This window comes from Acinetobacter sp. YH16042, from assembly GCF_013417245.1.
Classification (GTDB): domain Bacteria; phylum Pseudomonadota; class Gammaproteobacteria; order Pseudomonadales; family Moraxellaceae; genus Acinetobacter; species Acinetobacter amyesii.
Genome location: NZ_VPEJ01000030.1, coordinates 1 through 23,836 on the forward strand (window position 1 = coordinate 1; position 23,836 = coordinate 23,836).

The following is a 23,836-nucleotide window of genomic DNA, read 5'->3' on the forward strand; positions in this document are numbered from 1 at the left end:
TGAAAACCTTCAAAATTCTTGCTGAGCGATATCGCAATCGAGGCAAAAGACTAGCATTGAGATTCAATCTAATTGCTGGAATTTATAACTTGGAGCTGAGTGAAAAACGACTTATGAAAGAAATCTATTATTCCAAGTGAATTAAACTCAGCTTAAACTGAGAAAAGATCAAATTATTAACTGGATTTTCATTTCTTATATTTAGGTCCAAGTACCCAAATTTATCATTTAGATACTTGCCCTATTTTTGTAAACTACTATGCAATCACTTTAAAAAATAAAAGATTTATGCGCGACAATCCCTGTCATTGCTCCATCACCTACGGATAAAGCAACTGAACCACCTGAACGTGTGACATCACCGCAAGCATAAATTCCTTTAACATTTGTTTCTTTTGCTGGCGAAGTTTTAATGGCCTCGCCATATTCATTGCAGTCTATCTCTAAACCTAAATGCTGAATCCAGTTCGATTGCAAACGAGTAACAGTAGAAACAAATAAGCCATTCAATTTAATTCGTTCACCATCTGCCATTACAACGTCACAATGACCTTCAATATGGTCGATTTTACGCGTTTCGATCTGAATTTGACGTTTAGAAAGCTTCGCTAATAACTCATCATCCAATTGATCTACAGCAATTGCATCATTTAAAAATAAAGTAGTATTGCCCCAATCTGGCAACATCAACGCCATGTGCAATGAGTGCATACCCGACACTAACATGCCAATTTCACCTAAGTTCAGTTCATAACCATCACAATATGGGCAGTGATAAATAGATTGCCCCCAACGTTCGGCTAAACCATTCACTTGAGGCAATTCGTCACGTACGCCAGTGGCAATAATTATTTTTTCAGCTTGAATTTGCTGATCACCTGCGATAACTGAATATTTTCCATCAACTGCTTTTACATCTGTAACCGTTTCAGCAAGCCATGAAATCGTGGAATACTTTTCTAATTGTGCTTTAGCTTCTTCTGCAATAGCTCTAGGTGATCGGCCATCTTGCGTCAAAAAATTATGTGAATGTTCAGCAAAACGATTACGACGTTGCCCTGCATCAATAATTAAAATACGGCGGCGCGCACGTGCTAAAGGTAAAGCTGCAGAAAGCCCTGCATAACTGCCTCCAATAATCACAACTTCATAATTCATGTTCATAATTACTAATATGTAACTTTTGAAGTTACTATATCATTTAATCCATGTATAAGAAACTTTTAATGTTACAATCTATCAATTTCTCCGTTAATCAATTTCCTCATGCGTAAAGACAGTAAACTTTCACGAATGCTGCATGTCCTGCTACATATGGCGCGTGAAAATAAGCCTTTTACATCCGATCAGATTGCCGAAATGCTAGCAACAAACCCTGTTGTCGTACGTAGAACCATGTCGGGTTTAAAAAAGCATGGATATGTTGATTCTGAGAAAGGCCCAGGTGGTGGCTGGTGTTTGATTAAACCCCTGCATGACATTTCGCTGTATGACATTTACCTTGCTGTCGGTGAACCTTCAATTTTTGCGATAGGCAATGAACATTCAGCACCAGATTGCTTGGTAGAACTGGTGGTCAATCGGGCGCTTGATCATGCCTTTTTTGAAGCGCAAGAAGTGCTGATTAAAAACCTGAAAGCAACTCAATTAGACCAATTGGCACATGATTTTCAAATTGAATGGAATCAGCAAATGAACGTGAAATAAAATAAATAGATCTACAAATTTGTTTCAATTTTAAGTCACTGTACTGAATCTGACTCAGCTCAAACTTAGAAAAAATCAGCATATTCGAGCTTTGACATGTCCATGAATCGCTAAAATATAAAGTTTATACTTATAGCTTATGATTATGTCTAACAAACTTGACCGTCAGAAACTGACGCTCCCAACAGGTCATGACAAGCTTTTATTGCATTCTTGCTGTGCGCCCTGTTCTGGCGAAGTCATGGAAACTTTAATTGAATCTGGTATTGATTTTTCGATCTTTTTTTACAATCCCAATATTCATCCAGTAAAAGAATATGAAATCCGTAAAGAGGAAAATATCCGCTTTGCAGAAAAACACAATATTCCGTTTATCGACTGTGATTACGACACAGACAACTGGTTTGAACGCGCCAAAGGCATGGAAAATGAGCCTGAAAAAGGTATCCGCTGTACCATGTGTTTTGATATGCGCTTTGAACGTACGGCATTATATGCAGCAGAACATGGCTTTAGCCTAATCAGCAGTTCACTGGGTATTTCACGCTGGAAAAATATGCAGCAGATTAATGACTGTGGTCATCGTTCGGCTTCACATTATGACGGAATAACCTATTGGGACTATAACTGGCGTAAAAATGGCGGTGCTGTACGCATGCTGGAAATCAGTAAAAAAGAAGAATTTTATCAGCAGGAATACTGCGGCTGTGTGTATTCACTGCGCGATACCAACCGCTGGCGTATGAGCCAAGGCCGTGACCGAATCAAATTGGGTGTGAAGTTTTATTCCAATGCGATGGATGAAGAAGCTTGAGTTCTGCCCTTCGTTATTTTTTATGGATATTAATTTGATGTTGTTAAGCCCTGAAATTTTTACATCATTCAGGGCTTTTTTTAGCTATATTTCAACTTATTTCAGTTCTTCAACCAACGTTGGATAGATTGATCCATCGACATCCATTTCGGTTTTATAAATGCCATTGGCAACATTAAATTTGTTCACGTGATAACTCGAGCCATAAAGTGAATCAAATCCTGTACCTTTTTTAAAGACTTGTTTATTGGCAGCCAAGTCCAATAAATGTGTGCCTCCAATAAACTGTTCATATTGTGCAGGGTCAACACCAACTCGGGTTGACATGATTTTCACTGCATCGGCATGCGTTGCAGGGTCGTTGATGTATTTAACCGTTTTATCCCAAACTTGAATGATTTTTTTCCATTCTTCTTTGTTGGCAGATAAATGCGTCATGTTGACGGTTAATGTGTCGTAAATCAGACCGGGTTTATCTTTCGATGTATAAATGATTTTAGAACCTGCTACCGCTTTCAAAGCTTGATTTGCGACCGGTTGCCACACGGCAATCGCTGCAATATCAGGACTTGCAAATACTTGTGGCAGCTCATTGGTCATGGTGTTGACCAACTTTACTTCAGAGGCTTGAATTTTTGCATCATCCAAAGCCGTCGCTAAAAGCAAATGATCAACCAAGCCTTTTTCAGTCGCGACACTTTTTCCTTTTAAATCGGCAAGGCTATTGACGCCATCTTTAGCAATGATGACATCATTACCCGCAGAATAGTCCGTCGCCATAATCATGACGCCTTTCGTGCCGCCAGAACCCGTGACTAAGTTGTCGCCATTGGTGACCAAAACAGCATCCAACTGATTAGCCGCAAATGCAGATAATGAAGCTGAATAATCAAACCATTTAAAGTCCACATTGACACCGGCTTCTTTCAACCAGCCTTTTTCAATAGCAACTTGCCATGCGACAAAACCAGGCCAGTCGCTATAGCCAATTGTGATGGCTTTTGTATTGACTGTGCCTTCTGCTTGCGCGTTTGGTTCAGGTGTTTTGGCTGTATTGTCACAACCACCCAGTAAGATGGCGGTCACAACGGATGCAGATAAGCAGGCTTTTTTGATCATAGTGCGATTTCCCCGATGGCATTACAGTTAAATTTGGTATTGGTGTACAAAAACGATGGTGTATTCGGATTACTGACTGATTGAGCATTACGCTTTGCACGATTTGGTCTATGGTTGGCTGCAATAGCATGTGCTTGCTGTTTATTTGTGATTTGGTCTTTATGACCTTGTGATCGATATAATTGGCCCATTTTAAAACTCCTTAATTCTTTGCATTTTGCGGAATTGGCGGCATTACAGCGTCCATCAACTCCAAATGTCCTTTAATCACACCTTTAAGTGCTGAAAAATGCTGACTGATAACTTTGAGCTCTGAACTGACGCCTTGCAGAATCATGACTTCTAAAATTTTGTGGTCATCGAGTTGAATATGCAGCGAGCTCACCACTTGTTCTAAAAACTGCTGCTGTAAATCTAAAAGCTGAATACGTAGCGCCGTAATACTTGCGTCATAAAGTAAGGTAAACGTGCCGACCATTACTTCATTACGCTGCTCCTGATCGGCAATCAGATGCTTATTGATCATGTCGACAATGGCCTGAGAACGGCTTTCATAATGCTGATCGACAATTTTTTGATCCAAAGCATCGACTGTTTTTTCAGGCACAGTAATACTGATACGCGCCAGCTTTTGTTTAGGCACTGTTTTTCCTTATTTTTTTTGCTGAATATAGAAACCCGCGCGGGCGCTCAGTAGCTCAATAAAAAATTGCTTTAATTGATGCAGAAATGTTGCAGATTGATGGTGGTTCATATGCATCTCCTGTTTGAGTAATACAAAATATTTATTTCGTAATATCGTTAGAAATGCAGAAACTGTGCCAAGTGAGGAATATGAAAAATGATCGATTCTTTTGGACTTTTAGCTTTCTTTTAGATTTTATTGTTCATCATTTGTGCAAAAAATGCACTCATCGAGACCCCTTTGCACTATTGCTGCGATGTGTCTTTTGATGAAGGACTATTTCTAAAAAATCGTTGTTCTTAAACAAGAGCATTGACCGATATGCAACAAACTCGAAGTTCAATTTATTTCATCAACATTGAACATCATTTATACTGATTAAACTTTCTATTCATCACTCAACGCCTATGAAGTATTTCAGCTGCGCGGTCTGTTCTAACCAAATCTTTTTTGCCAATTCACACTGTGTCAATTGTCAGACTGCGCTGGGTTATATTGCCTCTGAAAAGCAAATGGGCTGTTTTGAAAAGCACAGCAGTACGTTATGGCTTGCGTTAAATCCTGAAATAAAGGGAAAACGCTTTAAACCTTGTCATAATTATCAGCACCACCATGTATGCAATTGGATGGTACCTGCCGACAGTGAAGAAATTTACTGTGAATCTTGCTTGCTCACGCATACCATTCCCAACTTAGATAACCCAGACCATATTGTGTACTGGGCACGATTGGAACATGCCAAACGGCGTTTTTTATATTTGATGCAGCAACTGAATACCATGCCGCGTCCTAAACGCAGTCAAGATGACCGTTTTGGACTTCGTTTTGATTTTTTGATGCCAACAGAAAATACACCAGTCATGACCGGTCATGCCAATGGCATTATTACCTTAAATGCCAGTGAAGCAGATGTGATTTACCGCGAAACAACGCGTATAAAAATGGGTGAAAACTACCGTACACTTCTAGGTCATTTTAGACATGAAAGCGGTCATTATTATTTTGATTTGATCAAACATTTACACCCAGAGCTGATTGATGAATTTCGAGAACTGTTTGGTGATGAACGACAAGATTATAGTGAAGCTTTGAAACGACATTATAATGACGGTGCGCCACAAAATTGGGCGGATTACTATGTCAGTTCATATGCCAGTACGCATCCTTGGGAAGATTGGGCGGAAACATGGGCGCATTATTTGCATATGATGGACACCCTAGAAACAGCCTACTATGCAGGATTAGTGGTCAAAACCAATAAGTCAGATTTGAATAATTTAGAATTAAAAGAAAACCCGATTGGCGCTCAGGATTTTGACCTCTTGCTGCAACATTGGATGACCTTGACCTTTAATTTAAATGCGTTGAACCGCAGCATGGGCTTAGATGATGCATATCCGTTTACGCTGTCGAATCCAGTATTGGATAAATTGCGGTTTATTCACCACAAACTGCTCAACATGACCTTAAAAAACCAGCAGCACAATTAGATTAAATTTAATACGTGATATTGTTTGAACCTCAGATCAACTTTTCTGTATTACAGCATTCGTACATTAGCTTATAGAAAGGATGTATACGTAGTAATTTTCTTGGATTGAGCGCTGTAACACCTGCCCTATTTTTACTATTTTATAAAGGTTAAAATAACAAAAAATAGATGCCTGTGACCTTTCCAATGATGCCTTTCACGCATTTACCCGCTCGTTTTATGTGTATCATCAGCCTGAGTTTGCTCAGTGGATGCCAATTGGTCAAATTACAAGAAAATCAACTCAGTGCGTCACTAAATAATAAAACAGATAGCATATTAACCCATCAGAAGCTCAGTACATTTAGCCATCAAATCCTGTTAATGGTGAATGAAAGCGACCAATCTTGTTTAAATGCGCTTGAAAACTGTATTCACAAAATGCGTAACAATGAAACTTTAGACATTGCTCAAGTCTATGCCGCAGCAAGTGAGCTGTACATGGCACGTGCTTTAAGCGCCGATCAAAATCCACAATGCAAAAAAAGCTTAAAACAACACAGCGGAAAATTAGCTTCAAGCAAAATAAAAATGTGTATGGATCAGCAGCTTGCAGACTTTGATTTTAGTCTGCGCTACAGCTATGTCTATCTATTTAAATCCGCTCAAGCCCCAGAAGAACGCTTATTTGATTTGCGTCAGGGACAAGTCCGTACCTTTTATAATGTGGCTTTATCACGTTTAATCACCTCATCATTCAGCCGTTTTGACTATCAGCAAATGCCTGAAAGTTTAATGTTGGGTTCATCGCTTTATCATTTTAACTATGAACATTATCCTGAAATCAAAAATGCGGACATTGATAAATTACAGTCGAGCTATAATTTTAATTTTTCAGGCTTAAAAACCATTAACCGTCAGGAAGGCATAGGCTCTGAATTTGTCTTAGTCAAAAAAGCCACGGATCTGTCTGCTGCGCAGCCTTTTATATTAGATCCTGAACAATATTATTCAAATAAACCCAACCCCAATATCCATACAGCACGCTATTTATCAGTCAGTGCGATAGCAGAGCCTGCCAAGACCATTAGCAGCATTAGTGAAATTTTGTCGCCGCAATCAGACTTTAAAGTTGAATTATTTAATCCCTATCAATTTAAAAAGGCAAAAATTGAATCTCAGCCCTATACACTAACAGCCAATTATTCTGTGCCTTATGGTCTTTGGTTAGCCGAAAATAAATTAGGACAATCTGGCTATTGGACACTTCTGAATAAGGAAGAACATTTGCGTATGCCACATGTGTTTATGTTAGAGCCGTATCAACCCAATAAAAAAATTATTGTTATGGTTCACGGATTAGCCAGCAGTCCTGAAACTTGGATCGGCCTGACCAATAACATCATGGGTGATCAAAAACTACGTGATCATTTCCAAGTTTGGCAAGTGTTTTACTCAACCAATATGCCAATATTTGAGAGTCGTTTTCAAATCAATGCTTTACTCAAACAGGCATTTGCAACTGTTCAGCCCAATACGCCTTCGGCTCAAGATGCTGTCATTATCGGACATAGTATGGGCGGCATCATTAGTCGTTTATTGGTTAGTGATGCAGATATTTCCGCTCAAGCTATTCCACTCATGAACTATGAACAAAATACACAGTTACAACGTCATCCAATTATCCGCGATCGTTTTGTCTTTAAAGCCTTGAAGCCAGTTAGTCGTGCAATTTTCATTGCCGCACCGCATCATGGTACTGACTATGCAGACCGCTGGTTTACAAATTTGGCGAAAAAAATCGTGGTATTGCCTTTAAGTTTTTTAAATGATGTCAATGTTGAAATCCCGAATGCAAAAAATTCAACTATGGGCCTGATTAAGTCTGGGCCAGCAGATTTAAGTCAAAAATCACGTTTTATGCTGTTGACCGCAGACATCATGCCAAATAAAGATATTCCTTATCATTCTATTATGGGGAATCAGACGCAAAGTACTGAACCGAGTAAAATGTCGGATGGCATTGTTCCCTATACAAGTTCTCATTTAGATGGCGCGGTGTCTGAAAAGATATTCAATGGTGGACATTCCATCCATGAGTCTGCAGATGCCATTTTAGAATTGCGACGCATTTTGAGAGAACATTTGGATAATGAAGCGTTGAATCAATAACGATAAAATTGCTTTATGTATTTATAAATTATCTTTTAAAAGCAGTGTTTTATTGCTAAATTAGCTCCTATATTTAGGGGGCTTTATGACAGAAAAACTATATTATTGGGCTGAGAATTTAGAAAATTACACATCAAATAATGATAGTGAAACTGGTTATGATGAAGTTATAGAAATCAAACGACTTAATTTCTTTATTGGTAAAAATAATGCTGGTAAAAGCAGATTTCTTCGTGGACTTTTTATCTCTCCACATGACCTTAAGAATTATAACTATATCTCACCCAATGATACTTTAAGTGAGCTACAAACAGCGCTCATGTCTTGCCATTCAAGTTATATCGGTTTTGGTAACGGATATGGAGGAGATAACTATAATCAACTAAATAAATTAATTATGGATGTCATGACACCAGAACCACAGAGGTCACGGCTCGAATTTGTTAAGATACTTACAGAAAAAATCAACATGATTTTTCAATACTATGATCAAAGTAATAAGCTAAAATTTAATGAAATTACCGAAAAATATCGTTTTGATTTAGAGTTATTTTATAATAAATATAATTTCAAGCAGAAATTCTATATCCCTATCCTACGCGGTATGCGTCCTGTCACAGAACAAGAGAATACACAGCCTTATATTAAACGAGCCCAAAAAGATTATTTTTCAGATACGAATAAATTTAACTCTAATAATATTATTACTGGTGAATGCTTATACAATGAACTTGAAATTCATCTTTTAGGTGAACCTGAACAACGTGAACTAATTAAAGATTATGAAGAAAAATTAAGTCAATATTTTTTTGATAATGAGACCGTTTCACTTATCCCTAAGCACGATCAAGATGTTGTAAATATTAAAATTGGTAAAGATAAACAATTCCCAATTTCTCAATTAGGTGATGGCTTACAACAAGCGATTATCTTAACTTATGAAGCTTATATTAAAAGTAAAGACACCGAAGGAAATCCAGAAACTCACGCATTTTTTATAGAAGAACCTGAACTGCACATGCATGCAGGTATGGTTCGTCAATTGATGAATTTTTATCTAAACGAAACACCCCATTATTACTTCTTTACAACTCACTCCAATCACTTACTAGATATGGCAGATGAATCTGACCAAGTCATGATTCAAAAGTTTGTTAAAGAACCTAAAAAGGAAGATCCTACTAAATTTGATTTCAAAATTTACCGTTGTGACCGAGATCGTGACCTGCTTGCTTCATTAGGTGTACGTCCTTCTTCTGTTTATTTAGCAAACTGTACGATTTGGGTTGAAGGAATTACAGATCGGCTGTACATCACTAAATATATGGAAAAATATTTAGCTGAATTAGAAAATTCAGATGAAAATCTTTATAAAAATTATCGTCGTTTCATGCCTAATTATCACTACACCTTTGTGGAATATGCTGGCAGTAACTTAGTACATTGGTGTTTTAGTGATGATTACGCAGATCAATTGGAAGATAAAGGTTTGAGTGCTAAAGCAGTTGCAAGTGAAATGTTACTAATTGCAGATGGTGATATTCAGGGTAAAGCTGATCGGGTTCAGGTTTTAAAAAGTGAGTTAAAGAAAGAAAATTACATAATTTTAGAATGTAAAGAAACTGAAAATACGTTACCTAAGGATTCAATCATTAGAGTAGCTCAGAAGAAATTCAGTAAAATGAAATCTAAGACTAAACAAGGATTTAATATTGAAAAATTAAAGGAAATTAGTTCATTAGATTATTTTGATCATAAAGATTATGGCATAGGAAAATTATTGGATGATCAAATACGAAATCCAAGAACTTCTGCTGAAAAAACTGCTTTTGCCGATGGTACAGGTGTAGGAACCATTAAATATAAACTAGATTTTTGCCGTGAAATCATCAAATATTTTGATGAAAATCCTGATTGGGAAATGACACCAAAAGCAAAGGATCTATGCATCCGAATTTTCAAACATATTGAACAGTGTAATTCAAATTAGAAAAAGACCGCCTAAGCGGTCTTTTTTAATTAAACATTAAATCCAATATGTTTACCTGTAGGTAATTCGACATCAATACGAAGTTTCCCACCCATTGCTTCTACATATTTTTTCATGGTTGATATTTTTAAATCATTACCACGGTTTTCGATTGCAGAAAGCGAAGGCTGTTTAATCCCTAAAGTTTCTGCTAATTCTTTTTGAGAAATTTCCAACTCTTCACGAATCATGTGAAGATGCTGTTCAAGCATCAGTTCTTCTGCCATTTGCTGAATACGAGCTTGGCTTTCAGCAGAGCGAGCTGCCAATAACTCTTGTAAACTTTTTGCCATGTTAGGAATCTCCTAAACTCTTTAAATGCAAAGTGTATTGCTCATCTGCAATTGCCAGCATTTCTGTATAAAAACGCTTTTTACCGCTTTTATCACCAATGCATAACACAATCGCTTGTCTTAACGGATCAAAAGCAAAGAAAGCTCGAATCGGTTTGCCACGGTGTTGCACACGAAGTTCTTTCATATTGGTATATTTAGAATCATATACAGTGTCCACCAAAGGTCGACCTAAGCTTGGTCCTTGTGATTGCAACACAACTAAAGCTGCCAAGACCTTTTCTTGTGTCGAATCATCTTGCTGAGCAAGCCATTCGTTAAATACATCTGTGGTCAATACTGTCCACATAGCACAACCAAAATATAGACTATAAGCTATATCATAATTTAATCGAGTAAACACTGCAAATAAAAAACCGCCCTCACGGACGGTCTTAAAATTGCCTCCTTTTTTAAAGGAGGGTTAGTGAGGATTTTTTATGCCACTGGCGCCAACGTAAACAACACCTGCCCCGTTTTCACCGTTTGCCCTTTTTCAATGGTAATCGTTTCAACTTTCATCCGTTCAGGCGCAATAATTGGAATCTCAATCTTCATCGCTTCAATCACGGCAAGCGTTGCACCTTCTTCCACAATATCACCTGATTGACATTCAATTTTCCAAATACTTCCCGGCATATGCGATTCCACAGCACAGCCCCCTTCAGGTACGTCAACCCGTTCACCATCATCCACAGCATCAAGGCTTTCAGAGACATATTCTGCAAGTCCTGCCTCATGCCAGCGACGACGTTCTGCATCAAAGTTAGCCTGTTGCACAGACTTAAATGCAGAAATGGATGCTTGGTTTTCAGTTAGGAAGTCGTTGTACTCTTTTAAGTTCAGCACGCCTTCTTCAATACGAAGTTTTAAGCGACCTGCTTTAAAGTCCTCACGCATTTGCATGAGTTCAGTTTCAGACACTTCATAGAATTTAATTTGGTCAAAGAAGCGTAGTAACCAAGGCATACCTTGTTCAAAATCAGGGTTTTTACGATAACGAGACCACATTTGCGTAGTACGACCCACAAACTGATAGCCTCCCGGACCTTCCATACCATAAACACACATATACGCACCGCCAATACCGACAGCATTTTCAGGCGTCCATGTCCGTGCAGGGTTGTATTTAGTCGTCACTAAACGCTGGCGAGGATCAAGCGGTGTTGCCACAGGTGCACCTAAATACACATCGCCCAAACCCATGACCAAATAACTCGCGTCATATACCACATCTTTGACCGCTTGTTTGTCTTTTAAACCATTAATACGACGGATAAACTCAATATTGTCAGGACACCATGGTGCATCTGGACGTACCGTTTGCATATAACGCTCTGTCGCTAGCTGGGTTTGTGAATCCTCCCAAGCGAGTGGTAAATACACAGTCCGTGACGGTACTTGCATTTGGGTCACATCAGGCAGTTCAGCTTCCGCGACTTGTAGTAAACGCAATAAATCCAATTGATCAAGCTTGATCGAATCAAAATGAATTTGCAGTGAACGAATCCCCGGTGTGAGATCAATAATTCCTGTGATATTTTGCTTTTCAACCCATTGCATGAGTGCATGAATACGGAAACGTAAGTTCAGATCTAAAACCAACTCACCATATTCCACCAACATGTAGTTATTGCCCGCAGGACGATACACCACATCCGGCAAGCCATTCTGACCTTTTAAAGTATCAAGCACTGCATTTTTTAAGGTGGAAAGTTCAGGATAAAATGACTCATCAAATGCCACAGCCTGTGTATCAAATGCTTCTAATTGTGCATGATATTTTTCATTTAAAAGTTTCGCTTGATGATAACTCACAGGTATAAATTTGACTTTGTCTCCTGCTTTCAATTGACCGAGTTTCCAAAGCTCAGAATTAATCACCACGGCAGGACAAACAAAGCCTCCTAAACTTGGACCATCTGGCCCCAAGATAATCGGCATATCGCCCGTGAAATCAATCGCACCAATCGCGTATGCATTGTCATGAATATTTGATGGATGCAAACCGGCTTCACCGCCATCCTCACGTGCCCATTCAGGTTTTGGACCAATCAAACGAATACCTGTACGGCTTGAGTTAAAGTGAATCTCAAAAGTATTGGCAAAGAAGGTATCAATGTCTTTTTTAGTAAAGAAGTCTGGTGCACCATGCGGGCCGTACATCACCGCAATTTCCCATTCATGGCTAAACGTTGGCACTTGTTCAGGCGCAAGCGCTGTCACTTGTTCAGATGTAAATGCCGTGATTGGCAACATATCACCAATTAATAGGTTACGCCCTGCATGACCACCAAACTGACCAAGGGTAAAGGTCGCTTGTGAGCCTAAATATTCAGGCACATTCAAACCGCCTTTAATCCCGATATAGGTGCGACAACCTGTGGCGATTTTTCCACATTTTAGAATCTGACCTTTGCGCACATTCACGGTTTTCCACATTGGCACAGGCACACCATCAAGGGTTGATGGCATATCACCACCCGCCAATACAATTTGGCTATCACAGTGGAATTTTAAGCTTGGCCCTTGCAAAGTGCATTCAAGCCCTGCCGTGTTATATGTATTACCTAACAATTGATTCGCAACATTAAGTGACAGCGGATCAATCGCACCTGATGGTGGTACACCCACATCCCAATAACCCAAACGACCTGTCACATCTTGCACAGAGGTTTGAATACCTGATTGCAATACTTCAATTTTTTGGGTTTTCCACTCAAATGTATTTAAGAATCGTGTGGTTTGCGTACCGGCTTTAAATACATCACAGTCGATAATATTTTGTAGATATTCAAGATTGGTTTCGATGCCTGCAACCGATGTTTTGGCAAGTGTTTCGGTCATTGCAGCAATTGCAGAGTCACGATCGTCCGAAGTCACAATAATTTTAGCAATCATCGGGTCATAAAATGATGAGACATTTGAACCGGTTTCTACCCAAGTTTCATTGCGTGCATTGGCATCAAAATCAACGTGCGTTAAAAGCCCTGCACTCGGTTGGAAGTTTTTGATTGGGTCTTCAGCATATAAACGTACTTGAATCGAATGACCTCTCGATTCAAGTTCTGCTGTTGGTGCAATCCAATCACCGCTGCCTAAAGTCACCATCCATTCCACAAGGTCTACACCAAACACTTGTTCCGTCACGCCGTGTTCAACTTGCAGACGAGTATTCACTTCTAAGAAATAGAATTCTTGTGTGTCGGTGTCCATCACAAATTCTACTGTGCCTGCCGAACGGTAATTCACCGACTGCATCAACCCAATCGCAACCGATTGAATATAGGCACGTTGCTCATCATTGATATGTGGTGCTGGGGTTTCTTCAACGACTTTTTGGTTACGGCGCTGCACCGAACAATCACGCTCGCCAAGTGCCAAGACTAAGCCATTACCATCACCAAAAATTTGTACTTCGATATGACGTGCATTTTGTACGAATTTTTCTAAATATAAACCAGCATCTTTAAAGTTGGCTTGGGCAAGATATGACACTGTAGAATAAGCATCTTTCAACTCTTCTTCATTCCACACCAAACGCATACCAATACCGCCACCGCCCGCGGTACTTTTCAGCATCACAGGATAACCAATACGATTGGCCTCAAGCAGTGCTTCGGCTTCATCTGCCAAAAGTTGACTGCCCGGAAGGAGTGGCACATTGGCTTGAATCGCAAGTTCACGCGCTGTATGTTTTAAGCCAAAGGATTTCATTTGCGCCGAATTTGGCCCTAAAAATACAATGCCTTGCGCTTCACACAGATCACAAAATTCTGCATTTTCAGACAAGAAGCCATAGCCCGGATGAATCGCTTCTGCGCCTGTTTGTTTCGCGACTTCTAACATTTTATCGACATTTAAATAACTTTGGCTGGCAGGACTATCACCAATAAATACCGCTTCATCAGCTAAGGTCACATGCAAAGAATCACGGTCTGCTTCGGAATACACAGCAACAGATTGAATACCTAATTTTTTCAGTGTACGGATCACACGACACGCGATTGCACCACGGTTGGCAATGAGGACTTTATTAAACATGCTATTACTCCTCACCTTCACGGATGATCAGTTGAATTTTTGTTGGGTTATAGGCATTACATGGGTTATTCAGTTGTGGACAATTGGAAATGAGGACAATGAGATCCATTTCAGCTTTAATTTCAACATATTTACCCGGTGCAGAAATACCATCATCAAATTTCAAATGTCCCTCAGCGGTCACAGGCACATTCATAAAGAAGTTAATATTTGGGCCGATATGGCGCACATTTAAGCCATGTTTTTTGGCAATCGGATGTTGCGACAGAGCAATCATGAAATTATTACGGCAACTGTGCATTGGAAATTTGTCATGTGCATAGCGAACAGTGTTGCTTTCACATGAACATGCACCGCCTAAGGTGTCATGACGACCACAGTTATCGTCATGGATGGTGGCAATTTTATTGCCAAAGTTGGTGTATAGAGCTGTGCCTTTTTCTAAATAGATTTGTTGATTAATAGCCAATGTATCGGTTGCGCTATAACGCTCTTCACGGTTTAGGCTTGAAATAAATAAGGTATCGACAGCTTGATTACCTTCGAGGTCAACGATACGAAAATATTGCCCTTTTTTGACTTCGCACATCCATGCTTCACCAGCAGGACATACTTCGCTTAACACTGATTTTTCAAAATTTTGTGTTGGGTTTACTAATGCAGTCATGATCATCCCCCTCAAGCCGTTAAAGCGTAATAGCGTTTATTATTTTGAAAAGCACGTTGATTTTGCGGGCAAGAATCACGGCAAACATCGGTGTCTGCCAAAGGCAACGCCTTAAATAAACTTAGTTGTACATCAGCAGGGTTATATTCTTCTGCTTGAGATAATCCATGTGGCGCACTGGATAAAAAGACCAAACAATCCATTTCAAAGCGCAGTTCAATGACTTGATTTGTATTGTCCGAAGCAACATAACTTAAGTTGCCGTTGTCATCAGGTTGAACTTTAGAGAATAAATTTAAGGTACTGCTCAGGTCAGTTGCAGATAAACCAAACTTGGTCATTTCAAGCAGCAAGCTATCCTTTCCGCTGCGGTACATATCGTTACGGGCATCTTGGAAAGTTTTTGAACCAAATTGTTGTTCGATTTGTTGTGCGGTACTTGGTGCACAAAAAGCATCATTCCAAGCATGATCATCTTTCACAATCGAGATCATGGCACGGCCTAAATCCGATGCCAAAATATGACCCGTACTTAAATATGCCGTGTGCTGCCCTTTAAGACTATCTGGCATGTTGTAGCGTTCAAGCTTATCTTCACTATTTACACAGTACAGTGCCACATTGGCATTTTGCCCTAGCGATTTAAGCTGTAATACTGCCCCACGCTGAATACGCGCTGACCAGTGGTGTCCACCCGGTAAAAGTTCAGTCCATAGTGCTTTATCGTCATGATAATGTATTGTGCTCATTGCAGCCTCTGCCTAATTCTTAACTGTTTACCTCCCGGGCTTTTATCCCTCCGTGCAGCTTTGCTTTGAATTAAAACGAAGCCGTGAACTCTCGGTCGCGGTCATACATGAAGATGTATCGGAACCCTAGATCACTTTATGATGTATGTAGAAATGCAAAGGCTGTGCCAATTTAGTATTACCAATTTATATAAACGTAATACTGCTATTTATTAGACTTTTTTATAGTATTGAGCTATAGCATGACCAAATCGGGTGCAGCCCATGCACAAAATTGCTGCAAAAATTGCAAAAAAAAAGCCCAAAATCATTTTTGGGCTTTATGTAATGCATAAAAATTATTTTACCAATATCTCATGGAACATATGACGTAGCCATTGATGGCTGGTTTTATGATGGCAGGACATATGCCAATATTGCTTCACGCCATAGGTTGGAAATGCAATCGGTGCGTCAAATATTTTTAAGTTACCGCGCGAAAGCAATACTTCACTCAAGTAATACGGCACAGTAGCAATCGCATCAGTGTCTTGCACGACTAAGCCTACACCTAAATAACTAGGTAAACGCATCAAAATATTACGTTTTAAATCAAGGTTAAGCAGCTCATTTTCAATATGGTAATGCCCCATCCCTGCATCAATATCAATGTGCGACTCTGATAAATATTGCTCAGTTGTAATGGTGTCACCCGTTAATCGTGGATGATCCTTAGCTGCAATCACCACATAATATTGCTCAAACAGTTTTTGCTGATAAAAGCCGCTTTCCAAATGCGGTAAAAACCCCAATGCTAAATCAATTTCACCATTCGCCATCTGATAACTGGTTTCAGTGGTAATCGGGCGTACATTTAGACGTATTTGTGGCGCGTGTTTTTTTAGATATTGGCTGATTTTAGGTAATAAAACCAAATGCGAAACATCGGTCATGGCCAAAGTAAATTGTTGATCTGAAATGGCTTGATCAAAATTAATCGTAAAATTATTAATAGCTTCAACTTTACTCAAGGCTTCGCTGACTAAAGGAAATAATTGACGCGATAACTCCGTAGGCACCATTTCATTGCCGATACGTAAAAATAAGGGGTCGTTATAATGCTGTCGTATTTTATTTAAAATATTACTGACTGTAGGCTGACTCATCTGCAAGTGTTCAGCAGCTTGCGACACATTTTTGTACTTATAAACATGAAAAAAAATGCTAAGAAGTTTACAGTCCAATTCAAACACGAAAGATTTAATCCCTAATTAAATATTGCAAGTTATGCTGTGCATCATCTGCTGAATTATACAAAAAGCCAATAACGAAATATTACTTTTATTGCAGATGAAACGCCAGTTTAGCCTGCTCAGTTGCATTTGGCTTTTCAACACCCCAATCAGTCCGCATAATAGACCCAGCACGAATTTGGATATCAACATGCTTCAAGGAAAAAAACTGGTTTGTTTTGATTTAGATGGCACACTTATCGACTCTGTTGGCGTGTGGAATCAGGTCGACGCAGATTTGATTCAACAGTTAACTGGACAAACCATCCAACTGGGTTTAATTCAACGTGAACGTGACATTCAGCTGCAATTATTTAAAAATACACCAGACCCTTACTTAATGTACTGTAACTATCTAAAAGATACTTATAAGATTGAACAACATACGGCAGATGAAATCAAACAGCAACGTTATGCCATTTCACAGCATTTTTTAGAAAATATCATCTTGCTTAAACCACATGCAGCGTTATTTGTTCAACAGCTCATTCAGCAAGGCATTCAGGTGGCAATTACCACCACGACCAGCCTGCAAAATATTTATCGATATCAAAAAAATATCAACATCTATCCAATGCTGCATTTTGAAAATAGCTTTGATCTGATCCTGACCCGTGAAAGTGTCAAAAATATTAAGCCGCATCCTGAAGTCTATTTACAGGCGATTGAACATTTTGCAGTTCGACCTGAAGAATGTTTAATTTTTGAAGATTCACTCATTGGTGTAGAAGCTGCAAATGCAGCAGGCATTGAAGTGGTTGCCGTGTATGATGCATATTCAGAGCACGAAATTGAGCAAATCAAAAATAAAGCGGATTATTTTATCCATGATTTCTCTTCGGTTCTGAACTAAGTTAAAGTAAATAAGCGTTCGCTTAAAAGTTAAAAAGCAGCCCAACTTAGAGGCTGCTTTTGATATTTTTGCATCAATAGATAATTGATCTATTTTACTTTTTTATAAATTGATCCAGACCCGACTAAATTTCCAGTTTTTTCGTCAATCGCAAATTCAACAGCACCTGTACCAGAGTTTACAGCGAGTAGACCAGATTCAGCGACAGATGCAGGTACAGGATTTTTCTTTTCAGATTTACCAGTTTGTTTATCTTTTAAAGTATTGGTAATGAAATAGTTTTCACCATTTTTACTAATAATCAGCGCATTTTCAAGTTGCGGATCTACTGCGGTATTTTGCCATGTTCCAGCATAATCAGGCGCTGGACTTTGTTTACATGCAGTGAGGAGAACTGCGAACAACATCGCAGAAAAAAATTGAATCTTTTTCAAAATACTGACCTTCTTTGTCAATGAGTTTTGCATTATAGAAAGCCTTGAAGAGAACTTAAGAACGTTCATGTTGTGCAAAAGTTTCAAACTAAGTGGCGCTGTTTTTCTTTTGTCATGTTTTGAAACATTTGTAGTCTTTCATAATAAATAAGCCCACTTGATTGAGGGCTTATTTAAATATTTTCAATTTTTAGATTTATACGATTTGACGCATTGAACCAGTTTCTTCAAAAGTGGCATGCCAAGACAAGGCCTCGTTTAAAATGTGCGGAGTTTGACCACCACGCTCACATGCGCGTTCAAAGTAGCTCAACAATGCTGCGCGATAATCTGGATGTGCACAGATTTCAATGACTTTACGTGCACGCTCACGTGGTGAAAGACCACGTAAATCTGCCAAGCCCTGCTCTGTAACTACGATGTCAACGTCATGGTCAGTATGGTCGGTATGACTCACCATTGGGACTACAGATGAAATCGCACCGCCTTTTGCAATCGACTTGGTTACGAAAATGGCAATGTGTGCATGACGAGTAAAATCTCCTGAACCACCAATACCATTCATCATTTTGGTACCCGTCACATGGGTCGAATTTACGTTTCCGTAAATATCAAACTCAAGCGCCGTATTAATCGCGATAATGCCTAAACGTCGAATGATTTCAGGGTTATTGGATAGCTCTTGTGGACGTAACACAATTTTGTCTTTGTACTGATCAAAATTGTTCATCACGCGCTGTGCGCAAGGCTCAGACAACGTCATTGAACAGCCTGAGGCAAATTTCATTTTTCCAGAATCAATTAGCTGGAAAGTACAGTCTTGTAGTACTTCTGAATACATTTCCAAATCATGAAAATTCGAATGCTCAAAACCGGCAAATACAGCGTTGGCAATCGAACCCACACCTGACTGTAGCGGGCCTAAATTTTCAGGCAAACGCCCTGCTGCGACTTCACCTTCAAAGAAATCAATCAGATGCTGAGCAATCGCTAGGGTTTCAGCATCAGGTTCATCCATTTTAAACTGGGTATCTGGCAGATCATTCAACACAATAGCTGAAATCTTATCGGGGCTGACATTGATCCCAATCGTACCGATACGTTCACCGACCTGAGTCAGTGGAATTGGCCCACGGTTTGGTCGCACTTTCGGCACATAAATATCATGTACACCTTCTAGCACTGGGTTAATCGTATTATCAATTTCAATAATCACATGATCTGCCATTTCAATGAAATTGGCTGAGTTACCACATGAACCTGTCGGAATAATTTGACCATCTTCGGTAATTGCAGTCGCTGCAATAACGGCCACATTAATGCGCGGTAAATTATGATGACGAATATTGTCAGCCATTTCAGACAAGTGTTGGTCAATATACATGACCTCGCCAGCGTTAATGGCTTTACGTAAACCAGGATCTGCCTGATACGGATAACGACGTTCTATCGCATGTGCCGCATTGAGACGACCATCGATACTATTTCCTAAACTAGCACCCGTTGCCAAAGTGATACGAAGAGGATGTGAAACTGCATGATCTGCAAGCGCCAAAGGAACCGTCTTTGCCTCACCTGCACCACCAAAACCACTTAAACCAACCACTGAACCATCTTGAATTAACTCAATCGCTTTTTCAGCAGACATCACTTTGTCGCGAAGGGAGAGTAAGCGAATGCGATCTAAACCATTCATAATTAAATCTCAAAAAATAAATATCTCAAAATAAACATCTTTTTTCGCCATCCCAGCGAACTGAGATAGCGTTTGTTATTGCTTATCTAAAAACGTACTTATCTAAAAGCTTACTTATATAAATTGAGGCAAATTAAATCAGTTCAACCGCAATTGCAGTTGCTTCACCGCCACCAATACACAGTGCTGCGACACCTTTTTTACCGCCAGTGCGTTTTAAGGCATGAATCAGCGTCACAATAATACGTGAACCTGATGAACCTAGTGGGTGACCAAGTGAGCAAGCACCACCATGAATGTTCACTTTTGCTTCATCTAAGTTAAATCCATCAATCGCCAGCATTGTAACCATAGCAAATGCTTCATTGACTTCCCACAGGTCAACCTCTTGTGCATCCCAACCCGCTTGTGCAAGCACTTTCTCAATAGCACCGACTGGAGCAATCGTGAACTCTGACGGATGCTGTGAATTTGTGGCATAAGCAACGACTTTTGCTAGTGGTTTTAAACCACGTGCTTGAGCCGTTTCTTCTGATGTAACCACCAAAGCAGATGCACCGTCAGAAATTGAGCTGGCATTGGCAGCTGTGATCGTGCCGTCTTTTTTGAATGCAGGACGCAGTGTTGGGATTTTTTCAGGCTTAGCACTTAATGGCTGTTCATCTGTGTCAACAACGACGTCACCTTTACGGCTTTTAACAGTAACTGGCACGATTTCATTTTTGAAGAAACCGCCTTGAATCGCGGCAACGGCTTTATTGAGTGAGTTGATGGCAAAAGCATCTTGCTGTTCACGGGTATAGCCTTTTTTATCTGCCATATCTTGTGCCAGAATACCCATCGATAAACCTGTCTCAGCATCTTCTAAGCCTTCTTGGAACATGTGATCTGTGGTTTTACCATGACCCATACGATAGCCTGAACGCGCTTTTTCAAGTAAATATGGCGCATTTGACATCGACTCCATACCACCAGCAACCACAATATTAGCAGAACCGGCTTTAATCGCATCAGCTGCTTGCATCACCGCCTTCATGCCTGAACCACAAATTTTATTAATCGTGGTGGCACCCGTTGTATCTGGTAAGCCTGCTTGACGCATCGCTTGGCGTGCAGGACCTTGTTTAAGACCAGCCGGTAATACACAGCCAAAAATAACTTCGTCAATATCTGTAGGTTCTAAACCTGCACGTGCAACAACAGCCTGAATCGCTGCAGCACCTAAGTCTGGGGCTGTACAAGATGAAAGTGAACCCTGAAAACCACCCATCGCTGTACGTACGCCATCTACAATTACAATCATTTCTTATTTCATCCTGTTTTAAATCTTTTAACCCCAAGGAACCATGACTGGTTCCTCAGATTTTCCATCTTAATGTTTTTCACAGTGGTTTCGATGAAACCTTAAGATTGAGCGGTGAAGTATTCTTCAGATAGCTGCATGATAAGTTCAGAACCTGCTTTAATGCGTTGAGCACGGGCAGCAAGGTCAGGTAGAACTTTCTCAACATAGAAATCTGCGAGTACCAGTTTGTTTTGGAAGAAGCTCTCTGGTTTTGCAGCCGCAGCTTTGCTAATACGCGCAAACATATACACAAAGCTGAGTAAACCAACAGCGTGCAGGTAATCGACTGCCACCGAACTGCTAAAGTCTGGGGTGGTCTTAGATTGTTCAATAATGAATTGCGTTAATGCTTCAACTTCGTCAGAAACTTGCAATGCTGCAGATTTAACTTTTGAATCAGCCATGGTTGCAGCAAAGTCACGAATTTCAGCAATGTATTCGGCAATAAATGCACCATTACATTTCGTGGTTTTGCGTCCAATTAAATCAATCGCTTGTACGCCATTTGTGCCTTCGTAAATCTGTGAAATACGTAAGTCACGAATGCATTGCTCCATACCCCATTCACGGATATAGCCATGACCACCAAAGCACATTTGCGCTTCTAAAGTAGCTTGTAGGGCTGTATCTGTTAGGTAGGCTTTTGCAATAGGTGTCAATAAAGCCACGCGGTCATTGGCTTTTTTCACAGCAGCTTCGTCAGTTGAATATTTTGTAATATCCAGTTGCTGGCCAACATACACAGCAAATGCACGAGATGCTTCGTTGTTGGCGCGTACATTCAACAACATACGACGTACATCACCATGTACTAAAATAGAGTCTGCTGGTTTTTCAGGAGATTTCACACCTGTCGCAGAACGACCTTGTAGACGATCAGTCGCATACTGTGCAGCATTTTGGTAAGCAAATTCTGCAGCGCCAATCCCTTGAATACCCATCGATAAACGTTCGTAGTTCATCATGACAAACATCGCCGCAAGACCTTCGTTTTCTTTACCAACGATATAACCTTTGGCGCCATCGAAGTTCATGACACACGTTGCAGAACCTTTAATACCCATCTTGTGCTCAATTGAACCCGCTGATACGGCATTACGTTCACCGACTGAGCCATCGGCATTGACATGGAATTTTGGAACGATAAACAATGAAATACCACGTGAACCCGCAGGTGCATTTGGCGTTTTTGCTAACACAAGATGGATGATGTTTTCACACAGATCATGTTCACCACTGGTGATGAAAATTTTCGTGCCTGTAATGTTAAATGAACCATCTTCATTCGGCTCTGCTTTGGTTTTAATGATCCCCAAATCAGTCCCTGAATGTGGTTCAGTTAAACACATAGTGCCTGACCATTCACCCGTATAAAATTTTGGAAGATAGGTTTCTTTTTGCTCTTGCGAAGCACGGTCATTAATCGCCATACCTGCACCCACAGTCAGTAGTGGATACAACATAAATGATGGATTGGTACTCCAAATCATTTCGTCAGCAAGCACCGTCAACATTTTCGGCATGTTCTGGCCGCCCCATTCTTCAGAAGCGCCTAAACCAACCCAACCACCTTCAGCGAATTGTTTAAAAGCGTCTTTAAACCCTGTAGGCGTAGTAACAACACCATTACTAAACTGCGCACCACCTTCTTCATCGGCTGTACGATTCAAGTCTAGAATAACGTTTTTAGAAAACTTAGCCATTTCTTCTAAAATGGCATTTGCAGTCGCCATATCAATATGAGCTAAGTTTTCATTTGACTGCCAGAACTCATCTGCATTGAATACATCATTTAAGATGAAGTCCATGTCCTTTAACGGCGCATTGTATATTGGCATTGTACTTTCCTTTTCTACAGGCTTTGTCAGCGTCTTTGACAAAGTACTTTTTTAAAGTTGCACGCTCCCGCACAAAATCATCAAATCAATTTTGTGTGGATTTTTTAAAGATCTGTTTTTTCAGATAGATATCTAAAATGGATATAGATAATGTGTTTTTACCGACAAGTGGAAAATAACCACCTGATATTTTGAGCAGCATTATTTTATTACAATTAAATAAATTTATTGAATTGACTAAATTTATAATTGGTAATTGATTAAAACCAAACATAATAGTACCTATAATCATGTTTAATTTAGGTTGTATTAATAACATAACAACCAAGACCGTTTTGTTAAATGCTGCTTTTGTTGTAAAAGCGAAAAGACAATAAATTAAAAAAAATAAAAATGGAATTTTATTTCAAAAAAATGACCTCAAGGGTTCAGTTTTATTGACATTAATTTTATGCTATGAATTCTATATGTTTTACGCATTCTACTAGGGTGTGTTGACATTTACAGCCGATAAATTGAGCTAAAGAGGCAACCATATAAATATACAAGCTAAAGCAACAGCGCTTTGATAGTTACGTTTTAGCTTATCGTATCTTGTGGCAATTCCTCT

General features: G+C 39.5%; 20 protein-coding genes, 1 pseudogene and 1 riboswitch. Of the genes and pseudogenes, 6 read left to right on the top strand and 15 right to left on the bottom strand.

Annotated features, from left to right (window positions below):
• Nucleotides 1-270: 270 nt before the first annotated feature.
• Entirely contained in the window at nt 271-1,158 is an 888-nt protein-coding gene (locus FTV37_RS15015) for an NAD(P)/FAD-dependent oxidoreductase (protein WP_180064193.1), read from the bottom strand.
• A gap of 108 nt (nt 1,159-1,266) precedes the next feature.
• Between FTV37_RS15015 and FTV37_RS15020 the strand changes: the two genes are divergently transcribed.
• Both FTV37_RS15020 and FTV37_RS15025 read left to right on the top strand, forming a co-directional pair.
• Entirely contained in the window at nt 1,267-1,707 is a 441-nt protein-coding gene (locus FTV37_RS15020; RefSeq protein ID WP_180064194.1) for an Rrf2 family transcriptional regulator, read from the top strand.
• A gap of 145 nt (nt 1,708-1,852) precedes the next feature.
• On the top strand, nt 1,853-2,521 hold the full coding sequence (locus FTV37_RS15025) for an epoxyqueuosine reductase QueH (protein ID WP_180064195.1): 669 nt from the start codon (nt 1,853-1,855) through the stop codon (nt 2,519-2,521).
• Between the two features lie 96 nt (nt 2,522-2,617).
• On the opposite strand, the gene FTV37_RS15030 is transcribed toward FTV37_RS15025, so the two are convergent.
• From FTV37_RS15030 to FTV37_RS15040, 3 genes are read right to left on the bottom strand one after another with little or no spacing between them, the layout of a single operon-like run.
• Nucleotides 2,618-3,640 (bottom strand): ABC transporter substrate-binding protein, encoded by a 1,023-nt coding sequence (locus FTV37_RS15030; RefSeq protein ID WP_180064196.1) that lies wholly within the window; start codon nt 3,638-3,640, stop codon nt 2,618-2,620.
• Nucleotides 3,637-3,831 carry a hypothetical protein gene (locus FTV37_RS15035; protein WP_180064197.1) on the bottom strand — a complete coding sequence of 65 codons (195 nt, stop codon included), beginning with the start codon at nt 3,829-3,831 and terminating at the stop codon, nt 3,637-3,639. Before FTV37_RS15035 ends, FTV37_RS15030 begins: the two co-directional genes overlap by 4 nt.
• Before the next feature lie 11 nt (nt 3,832-3,842).
• Nucleotides 3,843-4,283, bottom strand: a complete 441-nt coding sequence (locus tag FTV37_RS15040) for a ribbon-helix-helix protein, CopG family (RefSeq protein WP_180064198.1) — start codon at nt 4,281-4,283, stop codon at nt 3,843-3,845.
• Nucleotides 4,284-4,732: 449 nt separating this feature from the next.
• Here FTV37_RS15040 and FTV37_RS15045 point away from each other — a divergent pair, with 449 nt between their 5' ends.
• From FTV37_RS15045 to FTV37_RS15055, 3 genes are all read left to right on the top strand, one after another.
• On the top strand, nt 4,733-5,815 hold the full coding sequence (locus FTV37_RS15045) for a putative zinc-binding metallopeptidase (protein ID WP_180064199.1): 1,083 nt from the start codon (nt 4,733-4,735) through the stop codon (nt 5,813-5,815).
• Nucleotides 5,816-6,003: 188 nt separating this feature from the next.
• Nucleotides 6,004-7,968 carry a triacylglycerol lipase gene (locus FTV37_RS15050; RefSeq protein ID WP_180064200.1) on the top strand — a complete coding sequence of 655 codons (1,965 nt, stop codon included), beginning with the start codon at nt 6,004-6,006 and terminating at the stop codon, nt 7,966-7,968.
• 85 nt (nt 7,969-8,053) lie between these two features.
• The gene (locus FTV37_RS15055) at nt 8,054-9,958 is read left to right on the top strand and encodes an AAA family ATPase (protein WP_180064201.1); all 1,905 of its coding nucleotides are present in this window, start codon (nt 8,054-8,056) and stop codon (nt 9,956-9,958) included.
• 29 nt (nt 9,959-9,987) lie between these two features.
• Here FTV37_RS15055 and FTV37_RS15060 read toward each other — a convergent pair whose 3' ends face one another.
• The 6 genes from FTV37_RS15060 to FTV37_RS15085 all read right to left on the bottom strand — a co-directional run bounded on the left by FTV37_RS15060 (nt 9,988) and on the right by FTV37_RS15085 (nt 17,021).
• Nucleotides 9,988-10,290: a helix-turn-helix domain-containing protein gene (locus FTV37_RS15060; protein WP_078190926.1), complete on the bottom strand. Its 303-nt coding sequence runs from the start codon at nt 10,288-10,290 to the stop codon at nt 9,988-9,990.
• A 1-nt stretch (nt 10,291) separates the two neighbouring features.
• Nucleotides 10,292-10,639, bottom strand: coding sequence for a type II toxin-antitoxin system RelE/ParE family toxin (locus FTV37_RS15065; RefSeq protein ID WP_168377514.1), 348 nt, complete (start codon nt 10,637-10,639; stop codon nt 10,292-10,294).
• 128 nt (nt 10,640-10,767) lie between these two features.
• Entirely contained in the window at nt 10,768-14,373 is a 3,606-nt protein-coding gene (gene uca / locus FTV37_RS15070) for an urea carboxylase (protein ID WP_180064202.1), read from the bottom strand.
• Between the two features lie 4 nt (nt 14,374-14,377).
• On the bottom strand, nt 14,378-15,040 hold the full coding sequence (locus FTV37_RS15075; RefSeq protein ID WP_180021788.1) for an urea amidolyase associated protein UAAP2: 663 nt from the start codon (nt 15,038-15,040) through the stop codon (nt 14,378-14,380).
• An 11-nt stretch (nt 15,041-15,051) separates the two neighbouring features.
• Entirely contained in the window at nt 15,052-15,789 is a 738-nt protein-coding gene (locus tag FTV37_RS15080) for an urea amidolyase associated protein UAAP1 (RefSeq protein WP_180064203.1), read from the bottom strand.
• A gap of 29 nt (nt 15,790-15,818) precedes the next feature.
• A riboswitch (guanidine-I (ykkC/yxkD leader) is annotated at nt 15,819-15,930 on the bottom strand.
• Between the two features lie 197 nt (nt 15,931-16,127).
• Nucleotides 16,128-17,021 (bottom strand): LysR substrate-binding domain-containing protein, encoded by an 894-nt coding sequence (locus FTV37_RS15085; protein ID WP_111884376.1) that lies wholly within the window; start codon nt 17,019-17,021, stop codon nt 16,128-16,130.
• Between the two features lie 190 nt (nt 17,022-17,211).
• On the opposite strand from FTV37_RS15085, the gene FTV37_RS15090 reads away from it, so the two are divergent.
• Nucleotides 17,212-17,913, top strand: a complete 702-nt coding sequence (locus tag FTV37_RS15090; protein WP_180064204.1) for an HAD family phosphatase — start codon at nt 17,212-17,214, stop codon at nt 17,911-17,913.
• Nucleotides 17,914-18,002: 89 nt separating this feature from the next.
• Here FTV37_RS15090 and FTV37_RS15095 read toward each other — a convergent pair whose 3' ends face one another.
• The 5 genes and pseudogenes from FTV37_RS15095 to FTV37_RS15115 all read right to left on the bottom strand — a co-directional run.
• Nucleotides 18,003-18,320 carry a hypothetical protein gene (locus FTV37_RS15095; RefSeq protein WP_373683587.1) on the bottom strand — a complete coding sequence of 106 codons (318 nt, stop codon included), beginning with the start codon at nt 18,318-18,320 and terminating at the stop codon, nt 18,003-18,005.
• A 223-nt stretch (nt 18,321-18,543) separates the two neighbouring features.
• A complete protein-coding gene (locus FTV37_RS15100) occupies nt 18,544-20,043 on the bottom strand; it encodes a succinate CoA transferase (protein ID WP_180064205.1) in 1,500 nt (499 codons plus the stop codon).
• Nucleotides 20,044-20,176: 133 nt separating this feature from the next.
• The gene (locus FTV37_RS15105; RefSeq protein WP_180008861.1) at nt 20,177-21,346 is read right to left on the bottom strand and encodes a thiolase family protein; all 1,170 of its coding nucleotides are present in this window, start codon (nt 21,344-21,346) and stop codon (nt 20,177-20,179) included.
• Between the two features lie 101 nt (nt 21,347-21,447).
• Nucleotides 21,448-23,226: an acyl-CoA dehydrogenase C-terminal domain-containing protein gene (locus FTV37_RS15110; protein ID WP_180011711.1), complete on the bottom strand. Its 1,779-nt coding sequence runs from the start codon at nt 23,224-23,226 to the stop codon at nt 21,448-21,450.
• Between the two features lie 520 nt (nt 23,227-23,746).
• Nucleotides 23,747-23,836 (bottom strand): annotated as a pseudogene (locus FTV37_RS15115) (IS5/IS1182 family transposase); the annotation flags it as partial.

Excerpts from the sequence above, each read along its gene's own strand:
- FTV37_RS15015 (WP_180064193.1), bottom strand. The coding sequence starts at position 1,158 with ATGAATTATGAAGTTGTGATTATTGGAGGCAGTTATGCAGGGCTTTCT.
- FTV37_RS15020 (WP_180064194.1), top strand. The coding sequence starts at position 1,267 with ATGCGTAAAGACAGTAAACTTTCACGAATGCTGCATGTCCTGCTACAT.
- FTV37_RS15025 (WP_180064195.1), top strand. The coding sequence starts at position 1,853 with ATGTCTAACAAACTTGACCGTCAGAAACTGACGCTCCCAACAGGTCAT.
- FTV37_RS15030 (WP_180064196.1), bottom strand. The coding sequence starts at position 3,640 with ATGATCAAAAAAGCCTGCTTATCTGCATCCGTTGTGACCGCCATCTTA.
- FTV37_RS15035 (WP_180064197.1), bottom strand. The coding sequence starts at position 3,831 with ATGGGCCAATTATATCGATCACAAGGTCATAAAGACCAAATCACAAAT.
- FTV37_RS15045 (WP_180064199.1), top strand. The coding sequence starts at position 4,733 with ATGAAGTATTTCAGCTGCGCGGTCTGTTCTAACCAAATCTTTTTTGCC.
- FTV37_RS15050 (WP_180064200.1), top strand. The coding sequence starts at position 6,004 with ATGATGCCTTTCACGCATTTACCCGCTCGTTTTATGTGTATCATCAGC.
- FTV37_RS15055 (WP_180064201.1), top strand. The coding sequence starts at position 8,054 with ATGACAGAAAAACTATATTATTGGGCTGAGAATTTAGAAAATTACACA.
- FTV37_RS15060 (WP_078190926.1), bottom strand. The coding sequence starts at position 10,290 with ATGGCAAAAAGTTTACAAGAGTTATTGGCAGCTCGCTCTGCTGAAAGC.
- FTV37_RS15065 (WP_168377514.1), bottom strand. The coding sequence starts at position 10,639 with ATGTGGACAGTATTGACCACAGATGTATTTAACGAATGGCTTGCTCAG.
- uca (WP_180064202.1), bottom strand. The coding sequence starts at position 14,373 with ATGTTTAATAAAGTCCTCATTGCCAACCGTGGTGCAATCGCGTGTCGT.
- FTV37_RS15075 (WP_180021788.1), bottom strand. The coding sequence starts at position 15,040 with ATGACTGCATTAGTAAACCCAACACAAAATTTTGAAAAATCAGTGTTA.
- FTV37_RS15080 (WP_180064203.1), bottom strand. The coding sequence starts at position 15,789 with ATGAGCACAATACATTATCATGACGATAAAGCACTATGGACTGAACTT.
- FTV37_RS15090 (WP_180064204.1), top strand. The coding sequence starts at position 17,212 with ATGCTTCAAGGAAAAAAACTGGTTTGTTTTGATTTAGATGGCACACTT.
- FTV37_RS15095 (WP_373683587.1), bottom strand. The coding sequence starts at position 18,320 with ATGTTGTTCGCAGTTCTCCTCACTGCATGTAAACAAAGTCCAGCGCCT.
- FTV37_RS15100 (WP_180064205.1), bottom strand. The coding sequence starts at position 20,043 with ATGAATGGTTTAGATCGCATTCGCTTACTCTCCCTTCGCGACAAAGTG.
- FTV37_RS15105 (WP_180008861.1), bottom strand. The coding sequence starts at position 21,346 with ATGATTGTAATTGTAGATGGCGTACGTACAGCGATGGGTGGTTTTCAG.
- FTV37_RS15110 (WP_180011711.1), bottom strand. The coding sequence starts at position 23,226 with ATGCCAATATACAATGCGCCGTTAAAGGACATGGACTTCATCTTAAAT.